Consider the following 12,978-nt stretch of genomic DNA (forward strand, 5'->3'; position numbering starts at 1 on the left):
GCCCCTGCGCCCAAGCCGCTAGAATGCAGGCTCCCTTGAACGAGGAAAATCCAATGTTGCGCAAAAGGATGCTTGGTTGCCTGCTGCTCGCCGGTTCTCTGGCGATCGCTGCCTGCGGCAAGAAGGAGACGCCGGCCGAAATGTCCGCGGCCGCAGATGCCGGCCCATTGAGCTATGTCCCGGCTGACACGCCTTACGTGTTCGCCAATCCCGAACCGATGCCCGAGGCGATGATCAATCGCTGGCGTGAGCAGGCGCAGCAGATGTGGCCGTTGCTGATGCCAATGCTCGACGACGTCATCGCCAAGGCCGGCAACGAAGAACCCAAGGTCAAGGCGCTGCTCAAGGCCTTCGTCGACGAAATCCGCGAGCGCAAGACGCCCGAGCAATGGGCGGAAATCGGCCTCGGCCCCAAGCTGCGTTCGGCGATCTACGGCGTCGGCCTGTTGCCGGTGCTGCGTCTGGAATTGACCAATGTCGACGGCTTCAAGGCCGCGCTTGGCCGTATCGAAAAGGCATCGGGGATGAGTTTGGGCACGGCACGCGTGGGCGAGCAGGACGTGCGCACCTTCGACATCGAAGACCATCTCGGCCTGATCGCCTTCGAAGGCAGCCATCTGGTGGTCACGCTCGTGCCCAAGTCAGCCGACGAGGCGCTCAAGCGCCGCATGCTGGGCCTGGATCGCCCGGCCGAGTCGATCGCATCGAGTGGCGCATTCGCCGCCTTCGACAAGGCGCAGGGTTACTTGCCATACGGCAGCGGCTGGCTCGACAGCCGACGCGCGGTCGCCTTGCTCGCCGATCCGCAGGCAGGTGCTGCAGCACCCCAAGCCGCGGACGCAGCCTGTCGCAGCGAGTACGACGCCCTTGCCGCGAAGATGCCGCGCCTGTCTTTCGGCTACACCCGGCTCGAAGGCGACGTCATGGACATGCGCATGCGCCTTGAGCTCGAACCGGCGCTGGCCAAGGCGCTGGTCGATCTGGGCAGCGCCGTACCGGGCAAGGCCAGCGCGGATGCACTCATCGACTTCGGTTTCGGCGCGCCCGTGCTCAAGGCGCGCGACTTCCTCGTTGCACAGGCCGATCTGGTTGCCAAGGCGCCGTTCCAGTGCAAGGAACTGGCTTCACTCAATGCCGAATTCGCCAAACTCAAAACCGGGATCGACAAGACCCTGCCGCCGCCGCTCGCCGATCTCACCGGTGCACGCTTGACCATCAACCAGCTGGTGATCCCGAGCAACGCCCCGCCGATGCCAACCGACGTTTCCGGCAGCTTGCTGGTGGGCAGCAACAATCCGATGTTCCTCGTCGGCCTCGCGCAGTTGAGCGCGCCGCCGCTGCAGAAGCTCCAGCTCGCTCCCGATGGCAAGCCGGTTGCGCTGCCGTCCGAGCTGCTTGGCGCGGTCGCTGCCAAGTACGAGGCGCAGGCAGCGATGGGACCGAAAACGCTGGGCGTTGCCATCGGCAAGCCTGCCATCGCCACGCTCTCGGCAGCGGTGATGCAGGCGCCTGCCGCCGATGGCACGATCCTGAGTTTCGATGCCAGCGGCCGCCTGTACGCCCTGATGGGTGAGCTGTTCAACAACCCCACCATCAGCGCCGCGCTCCCGCCTGATCAGAAGACCACGCTCGAAGCCCAACGCCAGCTCTATACACTGTATGCGCAGTGGTTCAAGCACATCCACATGCGCATGGCATTCACCACCAGCGGCGTCGAATTCTTCGAATCGATCGAGATGAATCCGATCGCGCCCGCGGCGCAGGTCGCGCAGTAGGTTTCCGCAAATCGCCGGCAGGCTCCGGGCAGTCCCGGACTTGCCGGCCCCCGCGATCCGCGTCAAGGCATGGCGCGCGCGGATTCGTAGAGTTCGCGGTCGCGCCGGTTGAGCTGCTCGAGGTGCGCGCGAAGCGCGGGCGTCAGTTCGTAACTGCCCGTTTCCAGATCATCATTGCGATTGACGTGCAGATGCGCGTCCACGTCGATCCCGGTGAGGCGCCAAAAGCGCGTGAGCGAGGCGGGCAAGTCTTCGACCAAACCGACGAAGTAGAAGTCACGCAGCGGAACCTGGCCAAGAAAACGCGCCATCACGTTTCGCATTCGCGGCAGCGCGGCGAAATCGGCCAAGGACAATTTCCGCTCGATCAGCGCACGGCAATCGGGATTGCGCAAGTCGGGCTGGCGTTGCCAGTAGTGGTAGTGGCTTGCCACGCGTTGGACCGGATCGCGCAGCCAGGTCACGAAACGTGCGCGGCCGCCCAGAAAGGCGTACTTGTCGGCCACGAAGTGACCGTGGACACAGGCATACGGCGCCAACGCAGCGGACTTGCCCGCCGCTGTCCGCAAATCAGCCCGAATCCTGCGCCACCGGTGCCCCGGTGCCAGCGGTCGATCGGCGTAATCGAGCAGCAGCTGCGCGCCGAAGTGCTGATGCAGGACCTCGCGGAAACTGCTGCCGGCGGCCTTGGGCACATGCACGGAAATCAGCATGGATTGTTCCGGTCGGACGCCCGACGTGTTTCCGTCACGTTCGCCGCGCGCGTCACATACCAACGCCGTCCGTGCCAGCCCGGTCCCGCGGAGAAATCATCCCAGGCATCAAGCACCCGCAAGCCCGAATGACGCAGCAACACGCGCGCCAATTCGGCCTCGGGCATGGGATGCATCTCGAACACCGTGCCTCGTCTCCATACCAGGCGTCGCAACATGTTCAAGGCCAGGGTGGGCAAACTGCCGAAAAAGCGCCCGCGCCAACTCGCATCAACTCCGTTGACGAACTGGAATACCGCCACGCCCCCCGGCGCCAGCACACGGAAGAACTCGCCCACGTAGCCGAGCGCCAGAGGCGCAGGAATGTGCTGCAAGGTGATGTGCGAGAAAACGAAGTCGACGCTAGAGTCGGCAATGCCGCTCAAATGCGTCGCCGGGTTGACGCGGAATTCGACGTTGCCGAGATCGGCATTGAGGCGTTTGGCCGCGGCGATCATGCTGGCCGAAACGTCGATGCCGATCACGCGCTGGAAATGTGGCGCCAGCGCGCGCGTGAGGCGCCCCACGCCACAACCGAAATCCAGCGCCAGCGCCCGCAACTGCGGCAGGCCACGTGCCGCCGCCGCGGCAAGCTGGGTTTCGATCTCCAGCTTGCCGGTGGCGAAGAACTCGTCGGCCTGCCAGCGCCCGCCACGCTTGTCCGGATCGGACAACACCGCCCAAAATGGATCGTCTTCGCCGAGCCGCTCCCAGACGCGCCGCAGCTGCCCGAATCCGGAGTCGGCACGCGCGGCCCGGGAACCGTTCGAATCCGGAATCGCATCGTCACGCGGCTGCTGGCGGTGTCGTTGCTCGCCGTTTCGATTCCCGCTGGCCAAGTCCCGCTTCCCGCCTTTTTCAGGTCTCGACCAATTCGACGCCATCCAGACCCTGACTGAGCGAATGGGCGTCACCGCCCTGCGCCAGCTTGATCTTCAGGCGCACCTCGTTGGCCGAATCGGCGTGGCGCAAGGCGTCCTCGTAGCTGATTTCACCAGCCTGATACAGCTCGAACAGGCTCTGGTCGAAGGTCTTCATGCCAAGGTTGGTGGATTCCTTCATCACGTCCTTGATCTTGTGGATCTCGCCCTGGCGGATGTAGTCCTGCACCAGCGGCGTGCCCAGCAGGACTTCCATCGCCACGCGCCGCGCCTTGCCGTCGGGCGTGGGAATGAGCTGCTGCGCGACCACGCCCTTGAGGTTGAGCGAGAGATCCATGAACAACTGCTCGCGGCGGTCCTCGGCAAAGAAGTGAATGATGCGATCCATCGCCTGGTTGGCGTTGTTCGCATGCAGCGTGCACAGGCACAGATGGCCGGTTTCCGAGAAGTTGATCGCGTGCTCCATCGTCTCGCGCGTGCGCACCTCACCGATCATGATCACGTCGGGCGCCTGGCGCAGGGTGTTCTTGAGTGCGTTTTCCCAACTGTCGGTATCGATGCCCAGCTCGCGCTGGGTGACAATGCAGCCCTGGTGGGTGTGCACGTATTCGATCGGATCCTCGATCGAAATGATGTGACCGGTCGAGTTCTGGTTGCGATAGCCGATCATCGCTGCCAGCGAAGTCGACTTGCCGGTGCCGGTGGCGCCGACGAAGATGATGATGCCGCGCTTGGTCATCGCCAGCGACTTGATGATCGGCGGCAGCGACAGCTCCTCGATGGTCGGGATCTTGGTCTCGATGCGGCGCAGCACCATGCCGACGCAATTGCGCTGGTAGAAGCAGGAGACACGGAAGCGGCCGACGCCGGTCACCGAGATCGCGAACTGGCACTCGTGGGTCTTTTCGAACTCCTCGCGCTGCGAGGGCGTCATCACGTTGAGCACCATGTCGCGCGACTGCTGCGGCGTGAGCGGGTTCTGCGTGATCGGCCCGATCCGGCCATTGACCTTGATCGACGGCGCGACACCCGCGGTGATGAACAAGTCCGACGCCTTCTTGTGCGTCATCAGCTTGAGATACGAGGTGAAATCAACGCTGCTCATGACCCTTCCCCCGCCAGCCTCCACGCCGGCATTCGTGGGCAGTGTACACCTGCGCGATGCCGATGCTGCGGGCGTGGCGCACAGTTCAATCCAACCTCACGGCACAAGGCGCCGCCGCGTTCGAGGCGACGCCGGAACTTGCTGCATCGCGGTGGTAATTGCCGCGCAAACGCAGGAACGGCCGCTCGACGCAGGCGTAGCTGAGCGCCGACACCATCAGCGTGATCGGCAGGGCGATCAGCGCGGTGTTGAGCAGCGCATCAAGCTCGTAGCCGCCAGTGAAGGTCTGCGGCAGGCCCAGCCGCAGCAGCGACCAGATCACCACGAAATGCAACAGGTAGATCGAATAAGACACCTCGCCGATCCGCGCCAGCAGGCGTGACCAGCCGCCGACTGCGGCATTGGCGCAGGCGACGTAGCCGAGCAGAAACGCGGTCCACAGGCCGCCTTCGACCGTCGGCACGAGGATTTTCCACGCCGGCGTGGTTGGCCAGCCGCCGAGCGCGTTGAAACCCCACAGCGCCGCCAGGATCGCCGCCAGCGCCAGCGCGGCAAGCAGGGCGCCGGCACGCGGCGACATGGGCCATTGCCGCCAGCACCATGCGGCCCACATGCCGAGCAGGAACTGGTCGAGGCGACCCAGTATCTGCAGGTAGCTGATGTCGCGTGCATTGCCACCGGCAACCACCGCGGCCAGCCGCAGCAGCAGCAGCACGCCGATGAAGCCCGCCAGCTGGCGCAGCCAGCCACGTGCAAGCACCGCCACCAGCAGCGGAAACACCAGATAGAACTGCCATTCGATCGCAATCGTCCACAACATGCTGGTGAATGGCGGCGCGACGAAGGCGCCCGCCTCGTTGCCGAACGCGAACAGGCTGGTTGCCACGGCCGCAAGGCTGAAATTCTGTGGCGCAGCGGCAATGCCTGCGAACAACACCAGCAGGAACAAGGGATAGGTACGCAGCAACCGGTTGCGGATGAAGCCGACCCAGTTCACGCCGCCTTCGAGCGCGCCCACCGTGAGAATGAACCCCGACAGGACCATGAACAGCGCCACCGCGGTATGGCCCTCGGCGAGCGCGGCAAGCAGCGGGTTGGCGGGTTGCAGCCAGTGGTCGGTGGCGAAGTCGCGGCCAAACCGCGCCTGATACGAGAACACATGCAGACCGTGGTAGAACACGATGAGCAGCGCGGCAAACGCGCGCAGATGATCGACGGCCGGCAGGTAGCGGATGTTGGGGCTGCGCATGGGCTCGCGAGGTGGAAGTTCGCGCGACTATACCCCAGCCAGGCCACCCCGCCGGCGTGCGTGGTTCAGGCGCGGCGGCGAAAATACGCCGCTGCAGCGGCGATCAGCAACAAGGGCGGCAGCAGGTTGGCCAGGGCCGGCGCCACGTCGTAAACCGTGGCCAGGTTGATCACCGAGCGCTGCAGCAGGAAGAATCCGAGCGCGAGCAACACGCCGAGAAACAGGCGCTTGGACAGGCCGCCGCTGCGCAGCGCGCCAAATGCAAATGGCAGGGCGCAGAAGGTCGGTACCAGGATCGACAGCGGGTAGAACACCCGTTGCCACCACATGCCGCGGAACATCGATGCATCCTGGCGGTTGCGCGTGAGTGCGTCGATGTTCCGGCCAAGCTCGCGCAATGCCATGTAGCGCGGCTTGACGATGCTGGTCGAGAGCAGGGTCGGATCCAGCTGCGAATCCCATTTCGTGCTGGCCTCGGTGCTGCTGCTGGCGCCATCCACGCCGAAGCGGGTGCGCCGGACCTGCTCGAAAGCCCAGGCATGATCGGAATGGCGCGCGCGCTTGGCGAACGAAAGGGCAATGAGGCGGCCGTCGGCATCGAACTCGAACACGCGCACGCCATCGAGTTCGACCTGGTCCGCGCTGCCCTGCACATGCGCGGTGCGCGCGCCGATCACGGTTTCGCCATCGCGCGCCCACAGCATGCCGCGGGTCAGGGCGACATCCCTCGACTTGGCCGCGAGCAGCACCTGTTGGGCGCGGCGCTCGCCCCAGGGACCGAGCGTTTCGCCCAGCACAATCACCCCCGCCGTGAGCGCGGCGATCGTCACCACCACCGAAGCACAGATGCGCAGCTTGGACAGACCTGCCGCCCGCAAAGCGGTCAGCTCGCCGGTGCTGGCGAGTCCGCCCAGACCGAGCAGGCTGCCGATCAGCGCCGCATAACCGAACATCTCGTAAAAACGGCGCGGCACCGTGCAGACCACGTAGAGCACGGCGCGTCCCAAGGTGTAGCCCTGTTGGCCGACATCATCGAGTTCGCCCACCAGCGTACGCAGCGCATCGATGCCGACGATCACCACCCAGGCCAAGGCCACTGCGCCCAGTACCGCGGCTGCGACCAGCCGATCGACGCGTTTCCATTGCAGCCAGGACAGCGGACGACGCATCGCGGCACCGACCTCGGCATTGATCGCATGCGCGGTCATTGCGCCACCTTTGTCGCAGGCACGCGAAAGCGCTGGCTGCTCCAGATCAACCACAGGGCGACCACCAGAAACAGCGCATGCGCCCACCACAGGCCCAAGCCGGGTGCGAGTCGGCCCGCGCCGATCCACGTGCGGCCGAGCAAGAGCAGGTTGTAGTAGATGAACCAGGCCAGCAAAGCGAGCAGGATGCGTGCGTAACGTGGCTCGCGCGGGCTCGAACGCGACAGCGGCAGGGCAAGCAAGCTCAGCACCAGCAGCGACAGCGGCGCCGCCAGTCGCCAGTGCAACTCGGCGCGCATCACCGGATCGTCGGGCGTTTGCCACAAACGAGTGCTTGGCGCGTGGCGCTTGTCTGCCGCCTCGTCATCCTCCACGGGGGCATCGGGCAGGCGGATGTCATTGCGCTTGAAACGCATCAGGCGGAAATCGTCCTCCCCGAGCTTGCCTTCGACGCGAAAGCCGTCTTCGAGCGCGATGTAGCGACCCGCGCCATCGGCATCGTGATAGAGGAAACCGCTGCTTGCCGTGATCACGTCGATGCGGGTTTTGCCGGTATCCGCATCGGGACGTTCGCTTTCGATGAACAGGCGTTTGAACTGCGCGCCGTCGGCCGACATCTCGCCGACGTAGATCGTGCCCTCGCGCCCCGGCAATTCGACGAAACGCCCCGCTTCCAGACCCGCAACGAGCAAGGAACGGCTGGCTTGGGTGAGCAGGTCCTGCGCCTTGCGCTCGGCTGCGGGACCGAGCCAGAACGCCACCAGCGCAAGCGCGACCATCAACGGCAGCACCAGCCACAGCAGCGGCCAGAGTCGGTCACTCACGCCCAGACCCGACGACTGCAGCACGGCCATCTCGCTGTCGCGCCACAGCCGGCCATAACCGAGCAGGATGCCCATCAGCACCGCCAGCGGGACCAGGATCGGCAGGGTGTTGATCGTCTGCAGGCTGACCAGGCTGAGCAGCAGTTCGGCGGGCACGCGCCCGCGCGCGACCTTGCCGAGCATCTCGGTGAAGGCACCTCCCACCATGATCAGCAGCAGCACTGCAAGTGCGGCTGCGATGCCGAAAGCGACCTCGCGCAGCAGGTAGCGATCGACGATGCGCAGCTGGAATGGGCTTTGCCTTAGACTATTGGGCTTCATGCGCAGACTCGGGAACCACGCGGCACGCAGGTGATTCATGCCGCTGCGTCCGCCAGACCCGCGGCGACCAGTCCCGCTCCGGCGGGCAATGACGATCGAGCCGCATTGTAACCGTGTCGGCGCCTTCACATCCCTCAGCTTGCCGGAACCTTCGATGGCCCTTGATTTCTCCCTCACTGCAGCAGCCCCGGAAACTGTCGATACCGATTGCCTCGTGCTCGGCCTGTTTCAGGACGGCAGTCTCGGCACAGCGGCACGCCAGATCGACCAGATCAGCGGCGGCGCGATCGGCCGTGTCATCGCCAGCGGCGACGCCAGCGGCAAACTCGGCAGCCACACCTTGTTGTTCGCACTGCCGGGCGTGCGCGCAACGCGCGTATTGCTGGTCGGCCTCGGTGAGCCCGCCAAGTTCAATGCCGGCACCTTCCATCGTGCAGTCCATGACAGCATGCGCGCCCTGCGCAACCTGCCGGTCGACAATGCGCTGTCGACCCTGACCGAACTCGAGGTCGCCAGCCACGACTTCGCCTGGAAGCTGCGCTGCGCAGCACTGGCCGCAGATGCCCAGGCCTACCGCTACACCGCAACCTTCAAGCCGCGCAGTGAAGCCGAGCCCAAGCGGCTCGCGCGGATTGCCTTTGTGGCCACCGATGAGGCCGCAGGCCAAGAGGCACTGACGCAAGCCCGCGCGATCGCCAACGGCGTGCGCTTCGCGCGCGAACTCGGCAATCTGCCACCCAACCTGTGCAATCCCGCGCATATCGCCGCCCAAGCCAGGACGATTGCCGACCAACACGCGGGGGTCAGCCTCGAAGTGCTTGAACGCGAGGACATGGCCAAGCTCGGCATGGGCTCGCTGCTCGGTGTCGCCCAGGGCTCGGCCAATCCGCCCAAGCTCATCGCACTGCGCTGGCAGGGCGGTGGCAGCGCCAAACCGTTCGCTCTCGTCGGCAAAGGCGTCACTTTCGACAGCGGCGGCCTTTCGCTCAAGCCCGGTGCGGGCATGGAAGAAATGAAATTCGACATGTGCGGCGCAGCCGGTGTGCTCGGTGCGTTCCTCGCCGCGGTCGAGCTGAAACTCCCGCTCAATCTCGTCTGCGTGGTACCGGCGGTCGAGAACATGCCCGATGGCAATTCCTATCGCCCCAGTGACGTGCTCACGAGCCTGTCCGGGCTCACCATCGAAGTGCTCAACACCGACGCCGAAGGCCGCCTGATCCTGTGCGATGCGCTGACCTGGACCGCGCAGACCTTTGACCCGCAGGTGATCATCGACGCCGCGACCCTGACTGGCGCCTGCGTGGTTGCGCTCGGCAAGCACGCCTCGGGCCTGATGACGCAGGATGAGGAACTGGCCGAGCAACTGCTCGCCGCAGGCACCCGCACCCATGACCGCGCCTGGCGCCTGCCGCTGTGGGACGACTACCAGAGCCAGCTCGATTCGGGCTTTGCCGATGTCGCCAACATCGGCGGCAAGTATGCCGGCGCGATCACCGCGGGCTGCTTCCTCGCGCGCTTTACCCAGGGTCGCCGCTGGGCGCATCTGGACATCGCCGGCACCGCCTGGGAAGAAGGCCGCAAGGGTCTGGCCACCGGCCGCCCGGTGCCGCTGCTGACGCAGTTCCTGATCGACCGTTGCGCGTGAACGGCCCCGGCCCCGGCCCCGACCTGCGCCTGCGCAAGCAGGCCACCCTGATCGCGATGGCAGGCACGGCGCTGGTCATCGGTGCCGTCGATGCCTCCTTCGGGCTGCCTTCGGCGCAAGACGGCCTGCGTCTGGCGATCACCGTGCTCGGCAACATCGCGCTGTTGCTGATCGGCTTTCACTGGCTCAATCTCGATGCACGCGAATTGGTCATTCGCCGCCCACTCTGGCTGGATGTCTGCATCGTGCTGTTCGCGGCAATCTTCGTGCCCTACTACCTGTACAAGACACGGCCGCAGCCGCGCCGCCTGCCGGCAATCGCCTCGTTCTTCGCCTTGGTGGTCGGCTGCATGCTCGCCACCGCGATCGGTGCGGCCCTGACCCTTCAGCTGACCGGCACAATGGCCACGCCCTGACATGCCACGCGCCGACTTCTACCTGATCGACAAGCCGCGCTTCCGCGCCGAGCCGCTGCTGCTGGTGTGCGAACTGGCCAAGCGCGCCTTCGCCGCGCAGCAGCCGACCCTGATCCTCGCCAGCTCGCAGGATCAGGCCGAGGCGCTCGATGAATTGCTGTGGAGTTTCGACGAGGCCGCCTTCGTGCCACATCAACTTGCCGGCGACGAGGATGACGCGCTCACGCCGGTGTTGATCGTGCCGCCCGGCATGGATGCTGCCGACCGCAGCCTGGTGATCAACCTGCGCGAGGACTGCGCGCCCGGCCTGTTCGAACGCGTGCTCGAGGTCGTGCCCGCCGACGAAGACCAGCGCACCGGTTCGCGCGCACGCTGGAAAACCTACAAGGCCGCGGGCTTCGAGCTGACCAAGCACGACATGTAGGCCCAGGCCGCGCTTCCAGCCGAGCGAGCTCGGCTCTACAAGAGCACACACCACCACCGTCGTAGAGCGGAGCTAGCTCCGCTCCCGTGCGTCAGGTCGGGCCTTCCGGCCCTCCTACGACACCCATCGCGTCGTTGCCGTGCATCGTGACGGTGTAGGAGCGGCGGCAGCCGCGACGCGCGGCACATGCCATCGTGTGCAATGTCAATCAGCGACGCACCAGGTCGGGCCTTCCGGCCCTCCTGCACGGTCGCGCGCCGCAAGCCGAGCAAGCTTGGCTCTACAAAGGCCGCCTTTCGCGTCGCCCGAGCCGAGCTGGCTTGGCTCTGCAGCATCCGCCGTGCCGGCTCACTCCCTGGTGCCGTAGCAACGATCTCCCGCATCGCCCAGGCCGGGCACGATGTAGCTGTGCTCATTGAGGCCGGAATCGATTGCCGCGGTGAGGATGGGTACCTCGGGATGATGCGCGTGCAGGTGGGCGATGCCTTCGGGACAGGCGACGACGCAGACGAAGCGGATCGAGCGCGGCGACAGTTGCTTGATGCGCGTGATCGCGGAGACCGCGGTGTGGCCGGTCGCCAGCATCGGATCGACCACGACAAGCTCACACTCCGCCACGTCGTGCGGCAGCTTGAAGTAGTACTCGATGGCTTCGAGTGTGTGCGGATCGCGATACAGGCCAATGTGACCGCCGCGCGAACCCGGCAGCGTTTCGAGCATGCCCTCGAGCAGGCCCAGGCCCGCACGCAGGATCGCCACGAACACGGTCTTGCTGCCATCCACGCGCTGGCCGGTCGCGGCTGCGACGGGCGTGCGGATCGCCACCGCATGCAGCGCCTCGCCGCGCGTGAGCTCATAGGCGAGCAGGCGCGAGAGCTGACCGAGCTGGTGACGGAATTCGCTGCTGCCGGTGGCTTGCTCGCGCATCAGGCTCAGGCTGTGTTGGACCAGCGGGTGGTCGGCGACATGGACGGCGGCAGGCATGGGCGATCCGTGGTGGGGTGCGGCAAAACCTTAGCGCAGTTGGGTCGGGCGCGCTGCACTGCGTAGAATGCACGATTCCCCATTGCCAACAGGCCGCCCGCGCGGCCGTCGACCGTCCCCATGGAAAAGAGTTTCGAACCCGGCCAGATCGAGTCCAAATGGTATGCCCGCTGGGAAGCCGCCGGCGATTTCAAGCCCGCGGGCGATGGCGCGCCGTACTGCATCCTGCTGCCACCGCCCAATGTCACCGGCACCTTGCACATGGGGCATGCCTTCCAGCAGACGATCATGGACGCCCTGATCCGTTACCAGCGCATGCGCGGCGCGCGCACGCTGTGGCAGGGCGGCACCGACCATGCCGGCATCGCCACCCAGAAGATCGTCGAGAACCAGCTCGCCGCCGACGGCAAGTCGCGCCACGATCTCGGCCGTGAGGCCTTCGTCGATCGCGTCTGGCAATGGAAGCAGCAATCGGGTTCGACCATCAGCCATCAGATGCGCCGCCTCGGCGCCTCGATCGACTGGTCGCGCGAGCGCTTCACGATGGATGCGGGCCTGTCCGCCGCAGTCAGGCGCGTGTTCGTGCAGTGGTATCGCGACGGCCTGCTCTATCGCGGCCGGCGACTGGTCAACTGGGACCCGGTGCTCATGACCGCCGTGTCCGATCTGGAAGTGGACAATCAGGAAAAGGACGGCTCGCTGTGGTCGATCCGCTATCCCGCGAGCGATGGCGGTGAAGGTCTGGTCGTCGCCACCACGCGCCCGGAGACGATGCTCGGCGACGTCGCCGTCGCGGTGCATCCTGAAGATGAGCGTTACCGGACATTGATCGGCAAGACGCTCACCTTGCCGCTGTGCGATCGCGAGATCCCGGTGATCGCCGATGACTACGTCGACCGCGAGTTCGGCACCGGCTGCGTCAAGATCACGCCCGCGCATGATTTCAACGATTGGCAAATCGGCGCGCGCCACCAGCTCACGCCGCTCACCATCCTCAGCCTCGACGCCAAGGTCAACGACAACGCGCCGGAAAGATACCGCGGCATGGACCGCTACGTGGCGCGCAAAGCCGTGCTCGCCGATCTGGAAGCCGCGGGCCTGCTGGTGGAAACGAAAAAGCACAAGTTGCAGGTGCCGGTGAGCCAGCGCAGCGAGGCGATCATCGAACCGATGCTCACCGACCAGTGGTTCCTCGACCTCACCAGCGACACGCGCGTGGACGGCAGGCCCGGTCCGGGCGGGCGCAAGGCAATCACCGAACCCGCGCTCGCCGCGGTGCGCGATGGCGCGATCCGTTTCGTGCCCGACAACTGGGCCACCACCTACAACCAGTGGCTGGAAAACATCCAGGACTGGTGCGTGAGCCGCCAGCTCTGGTGGGGCCATCAGATCCC

The 12,978-nt window shown here is 65.7% G+C and carries 12 protein-coding genes; 5 read left to right on the forward strand and 7 right to left on the reverse strand.

The window, feature by feature from the left end:
• The first annotated feature begins 53 nt into the window (after positions 1-53).
• A complete protein-coding gene (locus KF759_RS10910) occupies positions 54-1,775 on the forward strand; it encodes a hypothetical protein (protein WP_291225361.1) in 1,722 nt (573 codons plus the stop codon).
• Positions 1,776-1,837: 62 nt separating this feature from the next.
• On the opposite strand, the gene KF759_RS10915 is transcribed toward KF759_RS10910, so the two are convergent.
• The 6 genes from KF759_RS10915 to lptF form a co-directional block, all read right to left on the reverse strand.
• A complete protein-coding gene (locus tag KF759_RS10915; RefSeq protein ID WP_291225363.1) occupies positions 1,838-2,488 on the reverse strand; it encodes a hypothetical protein in 651 nt (216 codons plus the stop codon).
• On the reverse strand, positions 2,482-3,366 hold the full coding sequence (locus tag KF759_RS10920) for a class I SAM-dependent methyltransferase (RefSeq protein WP_291225365.1): 885 nt from the start codon (positions 3,364-3,366) through the stop codon (positions 2,482-2,484). The genes KF759_RS10915 and KF759_RS10920 overlap by 7 nt, the downstream gene beginning before the upstream one ends.
• A 19-nt stretch (positions 3,367-3,385) precedes the next feature.
• The gene (locus KF759_RS10925) at positions 3,386-4,513 is read right to left on the reverse strand and encodes a PilT/PilU family type 4a pilus ATPase (RefSeq protein WP_291225367.1); all 1,128 of its coding nucleotides are present in this window, start codon (positions 4,511-4,513) and stop codon (positions 3,386-3,388) included.
• An 85-nt stretch (positions 4,514-4,598) separates the two neighbouring features.
• Positions 4,599-5,762, reverse strand: coding sequence for an acyltransferase (locus tag KF759_RS10930; protein WP_291225369.1), 1,164 nt, complete (start codon positions 5,760-5,762; stop codon positions 4,599-4,601).
• Positions 5,763-5,827: 65 nt separating this feature from the next.
• Positions 5,828-6,970: an LPS export ABC transporter permease LptG gene (lptG, locus tag KF759_RS10935; RefSeq protein ID WP_291225371.1), complete on the reverse strand. Its 1,143-nt coding sequence runs from the start codon at positions 6,968-6,970 to the stop codon at positions 5,828-5,830.
• Positions 6,967-8,154 (reverse strand): LPS export ABC transporter permease LptF, encoded by a 1,188-nt coding sequence (lptF, locus tag KF759_RS10940; protein ID WP_291225373.1) that lies wholly within the window; start codon positions 8,152-8,154, stop codon positions 6,967-6,969. The genes lptG and lptF overlap by 4 nt, the downstream gene beginning before the upstream one ends.
• Before the next feature lie 115 nt (positions 8,155-8,269).
• On the opposite strand from lptF, the gene KF759_RS10945 reads away from it, so the two are divergent.
• Genes KF759_RS10945 through KF759_RS10955 form a run of 3 tightly spaced genes read left to right on the forward strand, consistent with a single transcriptional unit; the run spans position 8,270 to position 10,600 of the window.
• Positions 8,270-9,760 (forward strand): leucyl aminopeptidase, encoded by a 1,491-nt coding sequence (locus KF759_RS10945; protein ID WP_291225375.1) that lies wholly within the window; start codon positions 8,270-8,272, stop codon positions 9,758-9,760.
• Positions 9,757-10,176, forward strand: coding sequence for a hypothetical protein (locus KF759_RS10950; protein ID WP_291225377.1), 420 nt, complete (start codon positions 9,757-9,759; stop codon positions 10,174-10,176). The genes KF759_RS10945 and KF759_RS10950 overlap by 4 nt, the downstream gene beginning before the upstream one ends.
• A 1-nt stretch (position 10,177) precedes the next feature.
• Positions 10,178-10,600 (forward strand): DNA polymerase III subunit chi, encoded by a 423-nt coding sequence (locus KF759_RS10955; protein ID WP_291225379.1) that lies wholly within the window; start codon positions 10,178-10,180, stop codon positions 10,598-10,600.
• Positions 10,601-10,948: 348 nt separating this feature from the next.
• On the opposite strand, the gene upp is transcribed toward KF759_RS10955, so the two are convergent.
• Positions 10,949-11,584, reverse strand: a complete 636-nt coding sequence (gene upp, locus KF759_RS10960) for a uracil phosphoribosyltransferase (protein WP_291225381.1) — start codon at positions 11,582-11,584, stop codon at positions 10,949-10,951.
• 120 nt (positions 11,585-11,704) lie between these two features.
• Here upp and KF759_RS10965 point away from each other — a divergent pair.
• On the forward strand, positions 11,705-12,978 hold a 1,274-nt coding region (locus KF759_RS10965; protein WP_291225382.1), incomplete at its 3' end, for a class I tRNA ligase family protein.

Origin of the sequence: Dokdonella sp. (assembly GCF_019634815.1) — a bacterium.
Taxonomy (GTDB): Bacteria; Pseudomonadota; Gammaproteobacteria; order Xanthomonadales; family Rhodanobacteraceae; genus Dokdonella_A.

Excerpts from the sequence above, each read along its gene's own strand:
- KF759_RS10910 (WP_291225361.1), top strand. The coding sequence starts at position 54 with ATGTTGCGCAAAAGGATGCTTGGTTGCCTGCTGCTCGCCGGTTCTCTG.
- KF759_RS10915 (WP_291225363.1), bottom strand. The coding sequence starts at position 2,488 with ATGCTGATTTCCGTGCATGTGCCCAAGGCCGCCGGCAGCAGTTTCCGC.
- KF759_RS10925 (WP_291225367.1), bottom strand. The coding sequence starts at position 4,513 with ATGAGCAGCGTTGATTTCACCTCGTATCTCAAGCTGATGACGCACAAG.
- KF759_RS10930 (WP_291225369.1), bottom strand. The coding sequence starts at position 5,762 with ATGCGCAGCCCCAACATCCGCTACCTGCCGGCCGTCGATCATCTGCGC.
- lptG (WP_291225371.1), bottom strand. The coding sequence starts at position 6,970 with ATGACCGCGCATGCGATCAATGCCGAGGTCGGTGCCGCGATGCGTCGT.
- lptF (WP_291225373.1), bottom strand. The coding sequence starts at position 8,154 with ATGAATCACCTGCGTGCCGCGTGGTTCCCGAGTCTGCGCATGAAGCCC.
- KF759_RS10945 (WP_291225375.1), top strand. The coding sequence starts at position 8,270 with ATGGCCCTTGATTTCTCCCTCACTGCAGCAGCCCCGGAAACTGTCGAT.
- KF759_RS10955 (WP_291225379.1), top strand. The coding sequence starts at position 10,178 with ATGCCACGCGCCGACTTCTACCTGATCGACAAGCCGCGCTTCCGCGCC.
- upp (WP_291225381.1), bottom strand. The coding sequence starts at position 11,584 with ATGCCTGCCGCCGTCCATGTCGCCGACCACCCGCTGGTCCAACACAGC.